Raw genomic sequence first — 15,407 nt, 5'->3', positions numbered from 1 at the left:
TCCTGGTTGCTGAAAGGGCGGAATGATCGAGATCAAAGGGGAACTGAACGCCTACCTGTCGGATTTTGCCCGGTTTGAGAAAGCCGCGGCTGGGAAGAGCTATCCGTGGCTGGTTGCCATCCGCAAAGAGGCCGCCGGGTGCTTTGCCGAGTCGGGATTTCCAACCACACGCGACGAAGAATGGCGCCACACCAACGTCGCTGAGATCGCCGGCGCCTCGTTCAAGCTGTCGAGGCCGGGAACGAACGGCATCACCGCGGGGAAGTTGGGCAATTTCATCTTCAGCGACATCGACTGCAGCAATCTGGTCTTCGTAAACGGCTTTTACTCACCTGATCTTTCCACGCCGGGGGCTCTGCCCAAAGGGGTGAGAACCGGGAGCCTGGCTGCGGTGCTGCAATCTGAACCCAAGAAAGTGGAGCCATATCTCGCCCGCCACGCAAGCTGCAGGAAGAACGCCTTCGTGGCGCTCAACACGGCATTCATGCTCGACGGCGGCTTCATCTACCTTCCTCCGGAAACGATCCTGAAAAAGATCATCCATCTGCTTTTCGTCTCCACCTCGGAGGCGCAGGCGACGGTGAGCCATCCGAGAAATCTCGTCGTGGTCGGCGGCGGCAGCCAGGTGAGTGTGGTCGAAAGCTATATCGGACCGCAAGGCGGAGTCTACTTCACGAATGCCGTGACCGAGATCATTGCCGGAGACGGCGCCGCCGTCGCGCACTACAAGCTCCAGCGTGAAAGCGATGACGCTTACCACGTGGCGTCCCTTCATGTGCTCCAGGAGGAGAATGCGGATGTGTCCTCCCACTCGATCTCCATGGGCGGCAGCTTGACGCGCAACGACATCACCGCCGTCATGAACGGGGAGGGAGGCGAGCTGTCCCTCAACGGCCTGTACGTCACCAGGGGCCGCCAGCATGTCGACAACCACACCGGCATCGACCACGCCAAGCCTCACTGCAACAGCCGGGAAATGTACAAAGGCATTCTCGACGACCAGTCGAGCGGGGTCTTCAACGGAAAAATCCTGGTTCGGCCGAACGCGCAGAAGACCAACGCCAAGCAAACCAACAAGAACCTTCTTCTGTCGCAGGACGCGCTGGTCAATACCACGCCACAGCTGGAGATTTTCGCCGATGACGTCAAGTGCACGCACGGAGCGACCATCGGCCGACTGAGCGACGAGGCACTTTTTTATTTGCGCAGCCGGGGCATAGGCGAAGAAGCCGCCCGCGCCCTGCTGACCTATGCATTTGCCAGCGACATCATCGCAACGGTGAAGATCAAGCCTCTCCAGTGCCAGCTCGACCTGGCTCTGCTCGCGCGCATGTCGAGAGTCGAAGGAGTGGGATGAAAAGGGGGTGATGTGCTGCTATGAAGACCGCCGGTGAGATTTACCAGAGCGAAAAGCGCCTCGAGTTCGACGTCGAGAGGATTCGCCGCGACTTCCCCGCGCTGAGGCAGAAGGTTTACGGCAAGCCGCTCGTCTACCTGGACAATGCCGCCACGACCCAGAAGCCCCAGGCGGTCATCGACGCACTCGTCGCGTTTTACACCAACGACTGCTCCAACATCCATCGTGGGGTACATCTCCTCAGCGAACGCGCGACTAAGGCTTACGAGGACAGCCGGGCCAAGATCAGGCATTTCATCAACGCTGCCGATGACAAGGAGATCATCTTCGTGCGCGGGGCGACGGAGGCGATCAATCTGGTGGCGCAGAGCTACGCCCGGCCGCGCCTCGGGGCGGGAGACGAAATTCTGATTTCCGCCCTGGAGCACCACTCCAACATCGTCCCGTGGCAGATCATCTGCGAGGAAAAGGGCGCGCGCCTCCGGATTATCCCCATGAACCGGCACGGCGAACTGCTGCTGGATGAATATGAAGCGCTGCTCACACCGCGTACGCGGCTCGTGTCCGTTGCTCACGTGTCGAACGCTCTCGGGACCGTGAACCCGGTGCGCCGCATGATAGACCTGGCCCACCAGCGCAACCTTCCGGTGCTGATCGATGGGGCTCAGGCGGTGCCGCATACGAAAGTGGATGTGGCCGGGCTCGACTGCGACTTCTACGCCTTCTCGGGCCACAAGATGTACGGCCCCACGGGCATCGGAGCGCTCTACGGCAAAGCCCGCCTGCTCGAGGCCATGCCCCCTTATCAAGGCGGCGGCGACATGATCAGCTCGGTCACTTTTGAGAAGACCATTTACAACCGGCTCCCCTACAAGTTCGAAGCCGGCACTCCGAGCATCGCGGCCGGTATTGCTCTCGGCGCCGCGATTGACTACCTGCAGGAAATCGGCATGGACCGGATCGCCGCATACGAACACGACCTGCTGCAGTACGCCACGGAGGCGTTCTCGGGCCTCGGCGGTGTGCGGCTGATCGGAACTGCTAGGGAAAAGGCCGGCGTGCTTTCTTTCGTCGTCGACGGCGTCCATCCGCATGATGTCGGCACCATCCTCGATCAGGAGGGTATCGCCATCCGGACGGGCCATCACTGCGCCCAGCCGGTGATGGACTTCTTCAACCTGCCGGCCACGGCCCGAGCCTCGCTGGCCTTCTACAATACCCGCGAGGAGATCGACGTCCTGGTGGCCGGAATTCGAAAAGTATCCGAGGTATTTGCCTGATGCCCGACCTTCGCGAGCTCTACCAGGAAGTCATACTCGACCACCACAAGCGGCCGCGGAACTTCCGCAGGCCCGAAGATGCGAACAAGCATGCCGATGGGTTCAACCCCCTGTGCGGAGACAAAGTGACCGTTTTCGTCCGCATGGAAAACGGGATTGTTCGGGACATCGCCTTCCAGGGGTCCGGCTGCGCGATTTCGACGGCTTCGGCTTCGATGATGACCGAGAGCCTCAAAGGCAAGTCTGAAACCGAAGTGGCGCAGATCTTTCAGCGCTTCCACGATCTGGTTACCGGAAGGAGTCCTGCAGACGCCGACAGCGCGGGCCTCGGCAAACTCGCGGTGTTTTCCGGCGTGCGTGAATATCCCGTCCGGGTCAAGTGCGCAACCCTCGCCTGGCACACCATGCGCGCGGCTCTGGAGGGGAGCCAGGAAACCGTCGCGACGGAGTGATGCTTATGAATTTTCGCAGACTTTTCGGGCGGAAAAAGCCGGATGCCGTTCCCGTGGCGGATGCTCCTGCGGCAGAGCCGGCTCCGATTGAGGAAAAAACCGCGAGGGTGTTCAACGCCGATGAAATCGAACAGGCCGTGATTGAGGTCCTGCACACCGTTTATGATCCCGAAATCCCCATCGACATCTATGAGCTCGGGCTGGTCTACAACGTTGATGTGGACGCAGCCGGCAAGGTCGTGGTGCGCATGACTCTTACCTCCCCGGGCTGCCCGGTCGCCGGATCGCTCGTGCCCGAAATCGAAGGCAAGGTCCAGCTGGTGCCGGGCGTCTCCGGTGCCAAGGTGGTGCTGGTTTGGGATCCCCCCTGGAACCCGGATATGATGTCCGAAGCCGCCAAACTCCAGTTGGGCATCTTCTAGAAACAGGCCACGAAATACACGTCGCGGAATATCCGCAACCTAAAGCCTCAACGCGGAGGGCGCAGAGGCCGCAGAGGATTTTCGGTTCTGCAACAGACAAATCGGCATCGCAATCGGAACCCTTACCCGGCCAGAGCCGATAGCGATTGCGATCCCGATCCCGACGCTCGCCAACCAGAGATACATGAGTTTGTCATGCAGGTGGGTGGACCCGGGCATGACAGACAGTACCCCAGTTGTTGCATCGATCCTCGTCCGGCGGGCAGGGACCTCCGATATTCTGCCGTCTCCGCGCTTTCAGATCTGTATTCTCGGCGCTTTAGCTTTCCAGTTTTCGATCAAAGTGAAATAATCAGCCCCGTTCTGAAACACTGATGGTGAAAGCCAAGGGAGGCACTGTGATAATGGTCATGCCGTGCGCCTGGCTTCGGGGTTGGCTCGGTGAGCGCTATCGCGCGCGCAGGCCTGTTGTGACTGCCGGCTGACGGGCAGCCATATGGCGATGAGTCGTTTTTGAGGTCAGCGAATGCCCGAGGGTGTGGAAGAGGTATTGCGAAAATACTGGGGGTTTGAAGGCTTTCTGCCGCTCCAGAAAGAAGCCATGACCAGCGTCTGCTCAGGACGCGACTCGATCGTGGTCCTCCCTACCGGCGGGGGGAAATCGCTTTGTTTTCAGGCTCCGGCGCTGGTCCTGCCCGGGCTGACGCTCGTCATCTCGCCGCTGCTTTCGCTGATGAAAGACCAGGTGGATGCGCTGCTCGAGAACGGCATCCCGGCGGCCCGTCTCGACAGCACCGTCTCCAATGCCGATAAGATCGAGATCTACAACCGGTTGCGAGGCTGCAAACTGAAGCTTCTTTATGTGTCGCCGGAACGACTCATGATGGAAGGATTTCTCGATTTTCTCAAGGCCGGCGGCATTTCCTCGGTCGCGGTCGACGAAGCGCACTGCGTCAGCATGTGGGGCCACGACTTCAGGCCTGAGTACCGCCAGCTGCGCATCCTGAGGGATGCGTTGCCGGGAATCCCCATCGGAGCCTACACCGCCACGGCGACGGAGCACGTGCGCCGCGACATTGCGGAACAGTTGGGTCTGGATCGCCCCGAGATATTTGTCGGCAGGTTCGACCGGCCGAATCTCCTCTATCGCGTCCGCCGCCGCGCCAACTCGTCCAGACAAATCAGCGACGTGCTGGAGCGTCATCGGGGCGAATCCGGGATCATCTATTGCATCCGGCGCGCCGACGTGGACGAAATGAGCCGGCAGCTGACCGATCGCGGCTACATTGTGGCGCCCTATCACGCCGGCATGACAGACGAAGAAAGAAAAGAGAGCCAGAACGCCTTTATTGATGAGAAAGTCGACATCATCGTCGCCACCGTCGCCTTCGGTATGGGCATCGACAAGTCCAACGTCCGATACGTCATCCACGCCGGCATGCCCAAGTCGCTTGAGCACTACCAGCAGGAGAGCGGCCGCGCCGGACGCGATGGCCTGGATGCCGAGTGCCTCCTTTTCTATTCCGGCGCCGACTATCTGACCTGGAAGCGCATTCTGGAGGAGTCGGAACCGCAGGTGCACGATATCGCCGCACACAAGCTTGGCCAGATGTACCGTTACTGCAGCGGAGTTTCCTGCCGTCACAAGGCGATCATCAACTACTTCGGACAGGATCTCGACCAGCAGGGCTGCCAGGCATGCGATATCTGCCTCGGCGAGATCGAAGGGGTTCCGGACGCGCTGGTGGTGGCGCAGAAGATACTGTCGAGCGTGCTGCGCCAGGGGGAGCGCTTCGGCGCGGATTACACCGCCGGCGTGCTGACAGGTTCCCGTGAAGACCGGATTGTGGCCAATCACCACGACGAGCTGAGCACCTATGGGCTTCTCTCCAAAGAAAGCAAATCCGCCGTGAGAGACTGGATCGAACAGCTCGTGGAGCAGGAATGCGTAGAGCGGGTCGGCGAGTATGGGGTGCTCAAGCTCACCGACAAGGGGCGGCGCGTTCTTAAGGGCAAGGAGCAGCCGCTTTTGCTCGAACCAGCAAAGAAGAAGCCGACGCCCAAACCTGCTCCGGCGAAGGATTCGTGGGAAGGTGTCGATCGAGGGTTGTTCGATGAGCTGCGCCTGCTGCGCCGGAAACTGGCGCAGGAGCGGGCCATGCCCGCTTACATTGTTTTCGGTGACGCCGCCCTGCGGGATATGGCCCGGAAGCGCCCTTCCACGTCCGCGGCTTTCCTGCGTGTCTCCGGTGTCGGGGAGAAGAAACTCGAACAGTACGGAGAAGCGATGTTAAGCGCCATCCGCCACTACTGCCTAGCCAATTCCCTCGACATGGATCATTCGTAGCGGAGCGCGTCGATGGGATCGAGGTAGGCGGCTTTGCGTGCAGGCCAGACGCCGAAGACCAGTCCAATCGTGACCGAGACGACAAAGCCGGTGATCACCGCCCACAGAGGAATGCTCGCCGGCAGTGACGGTACCAGAGCCATGACTATGTAACTCGTTGCTATCGCAAGGACCACGCCGAAGATGCCGCCCACGCCCGTCAGAGTCATGGCCTCGACGAGGAACTGGAAGATGATGTCCCGGCGTGTCGCGCCAACGGCTTTGCGCACCCCGATTTCTCTCGTCCTTTCCGTGACCGAGACCAGCATGATGTTCATGACCCCGATACCGCCGACCAGCAGGCCGATGCTCGAGATGGCAATGGCAATGAGCCCCACCGAAGCCGTGATGGCGTCGAACTGCTGGATCAACCGGTCCGCGGTTGAGAGGTCGAAGTTGTTCGCTTCGTTGGGCTTCACGCCGCGCCGACGCCGCAACAGGCTTTCGACCTCGTCAAGAGCGGTGGAGAGCTTCCCCTCCTGCGCCTGGATTAGCAGGAAGTTCCAATCCTCCCATGGCATCATTTTCATCATGGATCGGTAGGGAACGAGGACAGCGTAGTCCCTCGAGTTGTCCCCCATCGCTCCCGCCTTGCTCTTCTCCGTAATTCCCAGGACGGTAAATGGATGGCCATTGATCAATATCCGCTTACCGATCGGATCGGTCTGGGGGAACAGGGCATCCTTGATGTCGGGACCGAGCACAACGACATTGACGCCGTGAGAATCCTCGGTTTCGGTAAAGAAGCGCCCATTGATCAATGATGTATTGGAAACGTCTGCATAATTGGCAGGTACACCGGTGAACGAGAAATTGCGGGCGACATTCCCCTGGTATTTGATCGAGACCTGGGTCTGGCGCGGGAATCCCTGCCAGGTGACGTCCTTCACCGACACGCATTGCTCCTTGATAGCCAGCGCGTCGGCGACGGTCAAGGGCTTGCGCATCATCTCGTCTCTGGGCCGGCGGCCTCCAATGCGCGGTCCCATGCCGAGATGGAACGCAAACACGTTGTCGGTACCGAACTCCTGGACGATGCTGATGATGCTTTGACGCATCCCGGTGAGTATCGAGGCGATGACCACGACGGTCAGCACACCGATGATGATTCCGAGTACCGTCAGGAACGACCGGAATTTGTGGGCCATCAGCGTCTGCAACGCCATGGTCACGTTTTCTTTCTGCTGAAAGCCGTTCATACCTTACTCTCTGGCAAGGGCGACAATAGGATCAAGCTTTGCTGCCCGATGGGCCGGATAAATGCCTGAGATCAGCCCGATCCCCCCCGAGGCCAGGAGAGCGAGCAGAATATAGCCGATGGTTATGGTCATCGGGATCGGTGTCGTGCCCCTGATGATGACAGCGATCACGTAAGCGAGAACCAGCCCGAGCGCACCCCCGAGAGAAGCGAGCAGGGAGGATTCGATCAGAAACTGCAAGAGGATATCGCGGCGCCGCGCTCCCAGCGCTTTCCGCATTCCAATTTCCACAGTCCGTTCCGTCACCGTCACCAGCATGATATTCATGACCACGATCCCCCCGACCACCAGCGAAATCAGGGTGATCGGTGTTACCACTGCGGCGATCGCTCCGGTGAACTGGCCGATGGCGTTCTGTATCGCCTCGCTCCCCAGGATGTCGAAGTCGTCATCCTGGTTCGGGTGCAGCTTATGGCGCGACCTCAGCACCACACGCACCTGATCCTGTGTAGATACCAGGTCCTCCTCTGATGGGGCCTTCACCTGGAAGTTGACGGAGCGTTGGGCGAATATCTTCATGAACGCCGTGTACGGGATGTAGATGTTGTTATCCAGCGATTGGCCGAAGAATGTGCCGTTCTCCTTTTCCACCCCGATGACGTTGAAGGAATCCGGGCCGATCCTGATCTGTTTCCCCATGACATCGACAGGGCCGAACAGTTCCTTGCGAATCGCCTCTCCCAGCACGGCCACGGGCCTCGAGTGCTGGGTATCGAACGATGAAATGAATCGGCCTTCTGCAACAATCAGTTCCTGAATCTTGGGGGCGTCTTCGGTTACTCCTCTGATGTTGGCGTCGTAGAAGGTGCGGTTTCCCGCCTTGGCGTCGGCAGTCCGGCTCATGTTGGTATTGATGGCCGCGCAGTCAGCGCAGCGCTCCTCGACGGCGCGCATGTCGTCCAGGTAGAGCCGCTTGTTGCGCTTGATCACCTTCTCGTATTCCTCCTCCGACATGTTTACCCGGGCAATCCGGGCCACGATAAACGTGTTGCTTCCGAACGTGGAGGTCAGGCGGTCTTTGATGTAAAAGCCGAGCCCTTCGATGGCGCCGCCCACCGCAACAACCGATGCTACGCCGATGATGATTCCCAGGAGCGTGAGCACCGACCGGAGCTTGTGGGACCAGATCGAGTCAGCAGCGATGACAAACGCTTCCCAGACGGTCACGAGCGGTCGTCGGACGCGAGGCGCAGACGGTGCGAGAACCTGGGCTGTCAACATGGGAGCGTTAAGTTCGTTATAGGTCGCATTCATGATTCATTGATACGAATAAACGGGGTCCAAGGTTCTGGAAATCATTACGTGCCCGACAGATCAAAGCAAAGGGCGCAGATCCCGCAGAGCGCGAATTTCGTTCCATCTTCTCAGCGCTCTCGGCGCCTTCTGCCTTGAGATTTTATGCGACTCAGTTCGTCGGGATGCTAACCTTTCTTCGAAATCGAGGCCCTCTGGGTCGCCGGGGGAGGGATCTGAAGCATTGCACCGACTTGCAGGGATTTGGGCGAGCGGATGCCGTTCGCTTTCTGAAGAGCAGCAACGGTGATGCCATAAATGGCGGCAATCGAACTCAGAGTTTCGCCGGGCTTGACCACGTGCCGGCGGTCTTCACCAGCCTTTGAAGCGGATTCACTAACTGCCGGCGTCGAAGGCACTTTGAGCAAGGCCCCGGCGCGCAGCGACTCGGCAGATTTAATGCCGTTTGCTTTCTCGAGCGAGGCGACCGGGACGGAGTATCGCTTTGCGATCTCCGACAGTGTTTCCCCCGGCTGCACCTGATAGCTGCCGCTGAACGCTGCGGATCGTGCCGGCCTCCCGGCCGATCGGGCGGCTGCACTGGTTGTGGGAACCAGCAGCCAGGCTCCGGCGCGCAGCAGCTTAGGAGACGCGATGTTGTTGGCTACCTGGAGTTCGTCAACCGAAACCCCGTATTGTGAGGCAATTGCCGTTAGAGTCTCCCCTGGCTTGACCCTGTGGCGGCCACTGAACTCAGGATCCACTTTGAGATCGCCGGAGGACAAAGCCGCCAGCTTCTCGCTGAAGCTCTCGCCCATCCCCAGCGGCACATTAAGCACGAAATCCGGGTTGTCAGGCGGAGTATTGTAGCTCTTCAGCGCCGGATTGAGCCTGGTCAACACGTCGACCTGCACGTCCAGAGCCTTGGCCACCGCCTTCAAATTGACGCGCTTCGGGATCTGCACCTGGTCGTAGCGGAGCGGGGGGTCCATTTCGATGGGGAGGCCGTATTTTTCCGGGTTACGCGCCAGAATTATGCTCGCCATGATCAGGGGAACATGGTTTTTGGTCTCCGCGGGCATCTTCCGCTTCAGATCCGCCAATTGCCAGAAGTCGCTAAGACCGCTCCTGTCGACCAGCCGCTGAACCGCTCCCTCGCCCCAGTTGTACGCCGCCAGCACAAGGTTCCAGTCGTTGAACATGGCGTAGAGGTCGTTGAGATAGCGTGCGGCCGCGCGCGTAGACTTCTCCGGGTCCGAGCGCTCGTCGATGTATTTGTTGACCTTCAGCCCATACCGGGTTGCCGTTCCCTTGGTAAACTGCCAGATTCCCCTGGCCAAAGCGCGCGACAGGGCATTGGGCATGAAAAGACTCTCGACCTGCGCAAGGTACATCAAATCGCGAGGCACCGATTCCTCACGGAAGACCCGCTCGATCATCTCCTGGTACCGGCCCGAGCGTGTCATCCCATCGATGAAGAATTTGCGGCCGTGGCTGACCCAGAAATTGAGTGCCTTGTAGACACTTTCATTGACCCGGATGGGGATGTCGTACTTGGTGTTCAGGATGTCGGCATCCACGGCGTCTTTGAGCGACGGGTCGACCTGAATCGGGATCAGATCCAACTTTTCGAGTTCATCGACGACTGCGCGCTCCGGCTTTTCCCCGGTGTCCTCCTCGGGCCGGAGATAGCGTGACTCATCCCGCTGAATGCGCTGAATGAGATCCTGAAAATAGCGGTTGAGCACCGGGGTGGAAGTGATCTCCCACTCGGATCTCAGGAGCAGGTCGACTGCCTCATCAAACGCGAGCCGGGCTTTCGCGGAATCACCGGCCTTGATCAGGCTCGATCCGTCGAGATAGCGCGTCTCGCAGCTGCGCATGAGGTCGAGCATCTTGGGGGGGATGTCCGGATCGTCGGGCAGCTGCGCGGCGATATTGCTTGCATTCTTGCCGTCTGCGAGCGAGGTGGCTGCCCCGAGGATCACGCTTTGAGGCTGGCAGAGAACCAGCGCAGGCGCAAAAAACGCGCACAGTCCAGCGAAAGCGTGAACAGGCAGAAGGCGCTTCATGGTTTTGCAGTCGGACCGGCTACTTTTTGATTTCCTGGACTTGGGCGGTCGAAGTCAAGCGTCCGGTCGTCATCAGTACCTTTGCTTCGGGCATCATATCCAGGGCCTTCATGACTTGCGTGTCACCCTGGATTGCCACCCTCCAGCCCTCTTCGAGCCCGAAGGCGGTATTAAAGACTTCCTGCTTGATGTGTCGCTTGATGAAGTCGATATTGTCCTTGATGTCCTGATCGGTGAACTCCACCTTTTGACTGCGCAGGTATTCCTCGAAATCATCGAGCATCGCGTCGGTCACTTCGAATTTGGAGGCCGACGCCGCGTCTTCTCGTTGTGAGGGGGTTTTTACCTCGTCGTTCTTGACAGGCAGGCGAAAATTGCTGGCCGCCGGCACCTGCCCCGAGGCAAGGCGGCGTGCGTAATCGAAAAAGACATACTTTGAACTGAGCAGGGCTTCGAAATGATTGAGTTCGCGCAACGACACCTTCACGTCCGGGGTGATGCCGCCGCCGCCAAGCACCTGGCGACCGCTGTCGGTGGTCTTCACCTCGCGCTCTCGGTTCTCGTTGCCGGGGGCATCGGGAAGGTTGTAATAGTCGAAGGCTGAATCCTGATAATCGCGCTGGATCAGGCGCCCGCTGGGAGTGTAGTACCTCGCCGTAGTCAGGGCCATTCCCGTATTGTTTTCCATGTTGTAGACGGATTGAACCAGGCCTTTCCCGAAGCTGGTTTCACCCACGATGAGCCCCCGGTCGTGATCCTGCAATGCGCCGGCCACGATTTCGGAGGCACTCGCGCTGTGCTTGTTGATCAGCACGACCAGCGGGACCTGGATCTTTTCCAGGCTGGGAGCCGTATATTGGTGGGCCGAGCTCGCCAGGCGACCCTTGGTCGATACGATCAGTTCGCTCTTGCGCACAAAGAAATCCGTGACATCAATAGCCTGGTTGAGCAGGCCACCCGGGTTGTCACGCAAGTCCAGAATCAGGCCGGAAAGCTTGCTTGCCTCCAGTTTGTCCAGTTTCTTTTTCAACTCATCGGCCGTCGACTCGGAAAAGCGATCGATCTTGATATACCCCACGCCCGGTTTGACCTCGAACGCGTAGGGAACCGTGATGATGGGGATCTCGTCGCGCTCGACCTTGAACTGCAGAGGAGCGCGGACCCCCGGCCGCTCGATCGTGACATCCACCGTTGTCCCGCGCGGGCCACGCAAGTGATCCACCACCTCATCCTGGGTCCAGTCGTCGATACTTTCACCGTTGACTCTGGTGATCACGTCGCCGGCGTGCAGGCCCCGCTTCTGGGCAGGAGAGCCGGCGGCAGGGGGCTCAACGATCACAACCCGGCCGCGAGCGTCACCCCTCGGGATAAGGGCCCGGACGCGTATTCCCAACCCGTAGTATTTGCTGTGCTGCTCTTCCCGGAGGCGCGCAAACTCCTTCGGATCGAAGAAACTGGAATGCGGATCCAACGTGCGGAGCATGCCTTTGATCGCGCTGTAAATCAGCTTGTCGGCGCCGATGTTGTCGACATGGTTTTTCTGAATGACGTCAACTGCTTCTGTGAACTCGCGCAGGAACTCATTGTTGGCGTTCTGCGGTGCAGGTGCGGAACCCGCCGCAACCCTCCCACTGAAAAGCCCGCCGGCGAGGGAGGACGTCAGTACCACGAGGATCACAAAGGCTGCAAATCTATGCTTCATAACGGGATGGCTCCAAATCAACCAATAGCAAAACTAGTCGAGTATAACATGGGGCCTGGGGGCGAGCAAGGGCAGATGCTTCAGGCCTCAGACGTCGGACCCCAGATACCTTATCGGCGCTGCTGGTTCCATTGCTTGACTTGATGTTGACCCTAAATTAGACTCATACCATTGAGCAGCTCGGGACGCGAGCGTCAGAAAGCAGGTAAGAACATGGGCTCCTTGGGAATGCAAGAGATTATCGTCATTTTCGTTCTGGCTCTTATCATCTTTGGGCCGCGAAAACTGCCTGAGATCGGGAAGTCTCTCGGGAAAGGACTCCAGGAGTTCAAAAAAGCCTCCAACGATCTGAAGCAAACTTGGGAAGAGGAAGTCCGGCTGGATAAGGAAAAGGAAGCGATGAAAGAACTCCTTAAAGACTCCTCTGTCGGTTCCAAAGAAATTCAATGAAGGACGCCACAACAGAGCTGGAAAGCGAGACTGGCCAGCCCGAGCCGGAAGAAGAAGAGTCCGGCAAGATGTCGTTCCTGGAGCACCTGGATGAGCTTAGGAAGCGCCTCGTCCGGATCATCGCCTACCTCGGTATTGGGTTTATAGCATCCTGGTATTTCTCAAAGGCGATCTTCCACTTCCTCGATAAGCCGCTTCGCGAACAGCTCCCGCCCGGCGTCAACCTCGTCTTCACAAACCCGACCGAAGCGTTTGTCCTTTACATGAAGATCGCATTCGTCACGGGCATCTTTCTGACGATTCCGTTTTCACTCTACGAGGTCTGGAAGTTCATCTCCCCCGGTCTTTACAGGCGCGAAAAGAGATATGTGGTTCCGTTCATGGTTTCCTCGGTGGTTCTTTTTGCGGCCGGCGCGACCTTCTGCTACGCTTACGTCCTTCCTCAGGCTTACCGGTTTCTCATCGGATTCGGAGCCGATTTCACCCCCATGATCACGATTACCGAGTACTATGACCTGACGCTGATGATGCTCCTGGGCTTTGGTTTGATCTTCGAGATGCCTGTAATCGTGGCCTTTCTGTCCATTTGGGGACTGGTGTCCGCCCATTTCCTGTGGAGCAAGTTCAAGTATTCGATTGTTGGAATGGTTGCCCTCGCGGCTGTGCTGTCGCCAACCGGTGATGCCTTCAACCTCATGATCTGGTCGGCGCCGATGATCGTCCTCTACCTCCTCAGCATTGGCGTTGCCGCACTCTTCGGCTGGCGCCGCAAGAAGCGCGAAAATTCCGCGTAACGCCAAAGATCAACGCAGAGGCCGCTGAGAACGCAGAGACCTCTGACGTCCGCGCCCACTGCGTTGGGGTCTCAGTCAAAATGAATTTTTCGAGAAGTGGTCCCTGATCAGATCGAGGATTTCCTCGCATGTCCGTGCTGAGTGGATCCCGGCACGCAGGCCTGCACCGCCGGGAATGCCCTTCGAGAGATATCCGCCCATTCGCTTCATTTTTCCGACTGCGACGGCCGGGGGCAGGCCCTGCGCGGAACGCAGGAGGAAGGAAAGCATGAAATCAGCCTTTTCCTGCAAGCTGATCTTGCGTAGGGCAATCCCGGACAGAAAGTCGTAGCACTGGCGTATCAGCCAGGGATTGCTCAGGACACCGCGCCCGATCATCACCCCGTCCACCCCGGTTTCACGGAACATGCGTCCGGCATCGTCAGGCTGGAAGACATCTCCGTTCCCGATGACCGGGATGACGGCTGCTTCCTTGACGCGGGCAATCACCGACCAGTCGGCCTGACCCGCGAACAGGTCGCAGCGCACCCGGCCGTGCACGGTCAGGGCTTCGAGGCCGCAACCTTCCGCGAGCTTCAGGACTTCGACCGCATTGATGCTGCTCCGGTCCCAACCGATGCGGATCTTGGCGGTGAGCGGGATCCTCGTGGCCTCGCGGACGGCCCTGAAAATCCTCTCGAGCAGCGGGAGATCGCGCAGGAGATTGCTGCCTCCCCCCTGCTTTACTACTTTCTTGACCGGGCACCCGATGTTGAGATCGACGATGTCGGCGCCCATTTCCTGCACCATCGCCGCCGACTCCGCCATCCGAATCGGATCGGAACCAAAAATCTGGATCGCAACCGGGCGCTCGCAATCTTCAAAGTGGGTCAGGTGGAAGGCCCGGTCCTGGTTGCGAGTCATCCCCTCGGTACTGACCAGTTCGGAAACGACCAGACCGCAGCCTCCCAACGACTTGATTGCCTGGCGGAAAAGGGAATCCGTGTGCCCGGCGATTGGGGCAAGCACCAGGGGCGGATCGATTGCAATGTCTCGGATCTTGAACATGGGCAAGACATTATAGCAGTACTGAGTGATGAGTAATCGAGAAATGCGATATGCCGACGAAGGCTCGGCCATCGGCCACTCAGTACTGATCACTCATGATCGCGGTCTCATGAATCATGACTCAGTACTCATCGCTCATGACTCAGCACTATGAGTTGTGCCGCAGCACCCCGTGATGAATAATTAAGCCCATGGTCTACCCACCCGGACAGGGCAAGTCAGGCGAATACCTGATGCAGTTGTGGCGCCGCTACCTCGAGCAGTTTGCCGAGCACGAGGGTGATGTCGAGGCTCAGATCGTGGTCGCCTCCTACCACGCTGCGGAATTGTTCGGGTTTCTGTCGCTGTCGCTTGACCGTGATCGCAGACTCAGAAGCCTGATTCTGGAGCGGCTGGAAACCTTCCAGGAAGGTTCGCGCAAGGCCGAGATATTTGATGATCGCCTGGTCAATGCCACCTTCGCGCTGTATAACCACATGAACACACTGTGCCACCAGTTTTCTGCCGGCAACGATTCTGCCGAAAGTCTCATCCGGGGCGTCGACGAACAGGTGCGCGCGCGGGTCCAGCAGGCCTGCCAGCTCGCACGTTCCGCGGCGGCCCTGCGCGCGGCCTTCCCGCTGCTCAGCCTGATGACACTCGTTCTGGGTGGAGGATCACCGGCAACCGACGCCATCAGGCAGGTGGAGGAGCGGTTCGCTGCCGCTTCCGGCCGCGCCGGCACCGACGTGGATCATCTGCTGAATGCGCTTTACCGCCTGGTGGAAATGATGCAGCTTTTTGTCACTCTGTCGGATGTCGCACTGAAGGACCAGGTTCAGCAGATCGCTACCCGATTCAAAGAAGAAGATCAGACGCCCGACCTCCAATTGAAGCTTCGCAATGGCTTCTGCCGCCTGTTCGAGCTCGGCCATCTCCTGACCACCCACCTCGACGAAATCATCCCCGATTAA

General features: G+C 59.0%; 13 protein-coding genes. 8 read left to right on the top strand and 5 right to left on the bottom strand.

Features of this window, described 5'->3' with window-relative positions; all coding sequences use genetic code 11:
* The first annotated feature begins 22 nt into the window (after positions 1–22).
* The 5 genes from sufD (at position 23) to recQ (ending at position 5,858) form a co-directional block, all read left to right on the top strand.
* A complete protein-coding gene (gene sufD / locus LAP85_22635; protein MBZ5499205.1) occupies positions 23–1,357 on the top strand; it encodes a Fe-S cluster assembly protein SufD in 1,335 nt (444 codons plus the stop codon).
* 20 nt (positions 1,358–1,377) lie between these two features.
* Positions 1,378–2,637: a cysteine desulfurase gene (locus LAP85_22630; GenBank protein MBZ5499204.1), complete on the top strand. Its 1,260-nt coding sequence runs from the start codon at positions 1,378–1,380 to the stop codon at positions 2,635–2,637.
* Positions 2,637–3,089 carry an SUF system NifU family Fe-S cluster assembly protein gene (locus LAP85_22625; protein ID MBZ5499203.1) on the top strand — a complete coding sequence of 151 codons (453 nt, stop codon included), beginning with the start codon at positions 2,637–2,639 and terminating at the stop codon, positions 3,087–3,089. The genes LAP85_22630 and LAP85_22625 overlap by 1 nt, the downstream gene beginning before the upstream one ends.
* Positions 3,090–3,094: 5 nt before the next feature.
* The gene (locus LAP85_22620) at positions 3,095–3,511 is read left to right on the top strand and encodes a DUF59 domain-containing protein (protein MBZ5499202.1); all 417 of its coding nucleotides are present in this window, start codon (positions 3,095–3,097) and stop codon (positions 3,509–3,511) included.
* A gap of 526 nt (positions 3,512–4,037) precedes the next feature.
* The gene (recQ, locus tag LAP85_22615; protein ID MBZ5499201.1) at positions 4,038–5,858 is read left to right on the top strand and encodes a DNA helicase RecQ; all 1,821 of its coding nucleotides are present in this window, start codon (positions 4,038–4,040) and stop codon (positions 5,856–5,858) included.
* Here recQ and LAP85_22610 read toward each other — a convergent pair.
* From LAP85_22610 to LAP85_22595, 4 genes are all read right to left on the bottom strand, one after another.
* The gene (locus tag LAP85_22610) at positions 5,849–7,096 is read right to left on the bottom strand and encodes an ABC transporter permease (GenBank protein MBZ5499200.1); all 1,248 of its coding nucleotides are present in this window, start codon (positions 7,094–7,096) and stop codon (positions 5,849–5,851) included. The two genes, recQ and LAP85_22610, sit on opposite strands and share 10 nt — an antisense overlap.
* A gap of 3 nt (positions 7,097–7,099) precedes the next feature.
* The gene (locus LAP85_22605) at positions 7,100–8,410 is read right to left on the bottom strand and encodes an ABC transporter permease (GenBank protein MBZ5499199.1); all 1,311 of its coding nucleotides are present in this window, start codon (positions 8,408–8,410) and stop codon (positions 7,100–7,102) included.
* Positions 8,411–8,577: 167 nt separating this feature from the next.
* The gene (locus LAP85_22600) at positions 8,578–10,461 is read right to left on the bottom strand and encodes a LysM peptidoglycan-binding domain-containing protein (GenBank protein MBZ5499198.1); all 1,884 of its coding nucleotides are present in this window, start codon (positions 10,459–10,461) and stop codon (positions 8,578–8,580) included.
* A gap of 19 nt (positions 10,462–10,480) precedes the next feature.
* The gene (locus LAP85_22595) at positions 10,481–12,163 is read right to left on the bottom strand and encodes a S41 family peptidase (protein MBZ5499197.1); all 1,683 of its coding nucleotides are present in this window, start codon (positions 12,161–12,163) and stop codon (positions 10,481–10,483) included.
* 213 nt (positions 12,164–12,376) lie between these two features.
* On the opposite strand from LAP85_22595, the gene tatA reads away from it, so the two are divergent.
* Together tatA and tatC are read left to right on the top strand one after the other, a co-directional pair.
* Positions 12,377–12,613 (top strand): twin-arginine translocase TatA/TatE family subunit, encoded by a 237-nt coding sequence (gene tatA / locus LAP85_22590; GenBank protein MBZ5499196.1) that lies wholly within the window; start codon positions 12,377–12,379, stop codon positions 12,611–12,613.
* On the top strand, positions 12,610–13,407 hold the full coding sequence (tatC, locus tag LAP85_22585) for a twin-arginine translocase subunit TatC (GenBank protein ID MBZ5499195.1): 798 nt from the start codon (positions 12,610–12,612) through the stop codon (positions 13,405–13,407). The genes tatA and tatC overlap by 4 nt, the downstream gene beginning before the upstream one ends.
* 75 nt (positions 13,408–13,482) lie before the next feature.
* Here tatC and dusB read toward each other — a convergent pair whose 3' ends face one another.
* Positions 13,483–14,454, bottom strand: coding sequence for a tRNA dihydrouridine synthase DusB (gene dusB / locus LAP85_22580; protein ID MBZ5499194.1), 972 nt, complete (start codon positions 14,452–14,454; stop codon positions 13,483–13,485).
* Between the two features lie 191 nt (positions 14,455–14,645).
* Between dusB and LAP85_22575 the strand changes: the two genes are divergently transcribed.
* Positions 14,646–15,407 carry a hypothetical protein gene (locus LAP85_22575; GenBank protein ID MBZ5499193.1) on the top strand — a complete coding sequence of 254 codons (762 nt, stop codon included), beginning with the start codon at positions 14,646–14,648 and terminating at the stop codon, positions 15,405–15,407.

The sequence above is a fragment of the Terriglobia bacterium genome (assembly GCA_020072565.1).
Lineage (GTDB): Bacteria > Acidobacteriota > UBA6911 > UBA6911 > UBA6911 > JAFNAG01.
This window is presented reverse-complemented; position numbering and strand designations above follow the sequence as displayed.

Bases quoted from the DNA above. Each gene is read 5' to 3' on its own strand.
- sufD (MBZ5499205.1), top strand. From the start codon at position 23: ATGATCGAGATCAAAGGGGAACTGAACGCCTACCTGTCGGATTTTGCC.
- LAP85_22630 (MBZ5499204.1), top strand. From the start codon at position 1,378: ATGAAGACCGCCGGTGAGATTTACCAGAGCGAAAAGCGCCTCGAGTTC.
- LAP85_22625 (MBZ5499203.1), top strand. From the start codon at position 2,637: ATGCCCGACCTTCGCGAGCTCTACCAGGAAGTCATACTCGACCACCAC.
- LAP85_22620 (MBZ5499202.1), top strand. From the start codon at position 3,095: ATGAATTTTCGCAGACTTTTCGGGCGGAAAAAGCCGGATGCCGTTCCC.
- recQ (MBZ5499201.1), top strand. From the start codon at position 4,038: ATGCCCGAGGGTGTGGAAGAGGTATTGCGAAAATACTGGGGGTTTGAA.
- LAP85_22610 (MBZ5499200.1), bottom strand. From the start codon at position 7,096: ATGAACGGCTTTCAGCAGAAAGAAAACGTGACCATGGCGTTGCAGACG.
- LAP85_22605 (MBZ5499199.1), bottom strand. From the start codon at position 8,410: ATGAATGCGACCTATAACGAACTTAACGCTCCCATGTTGACAGCCCAG.
- LAP85_22600 (MBZ5499198.1), bottom strand. From the start codon at position 10,461: ATGAAGCGCCTTCTGCCTGTTCACGCTTTCGCTGGACTGTGCGCGTTT.
- LAP85_22595 (MBZ5499197.1), bottom strand. From the start codon at position 12,163: ATGAAGCATAGATTTGCAGCCTTTGTGATCCTCGTGGTACTGACGTCC.
- tatA (MBZ5499196.1), top strand. From the start codon at position 12,377: ATGGGCTCCTTGGGAATGCAAGAGATTATCGTCATTTTCGTTCTGGCT.
- tatC (MBZ5499195.1), top strand. From the start codon at position 12,610: ATGAAGGACGCCACAACAGAGCTGGAAAGCGAGACTGGCCAGCCCGAG.
- dusB (MBZ5499194.1), bottom strand. From the start codon at position 14,454: ATGTTCAAGATCCGAGACATTGCAATCGATCCGCCCCTGGTGCTTGCC.
- LAP85_22575 (MBZ5499193.1), top strand. From the start codon at position 14,646: ATGGTCTACCCACCCGGACAGGGCAAGTCAGGCGAATACCTGATGCAG.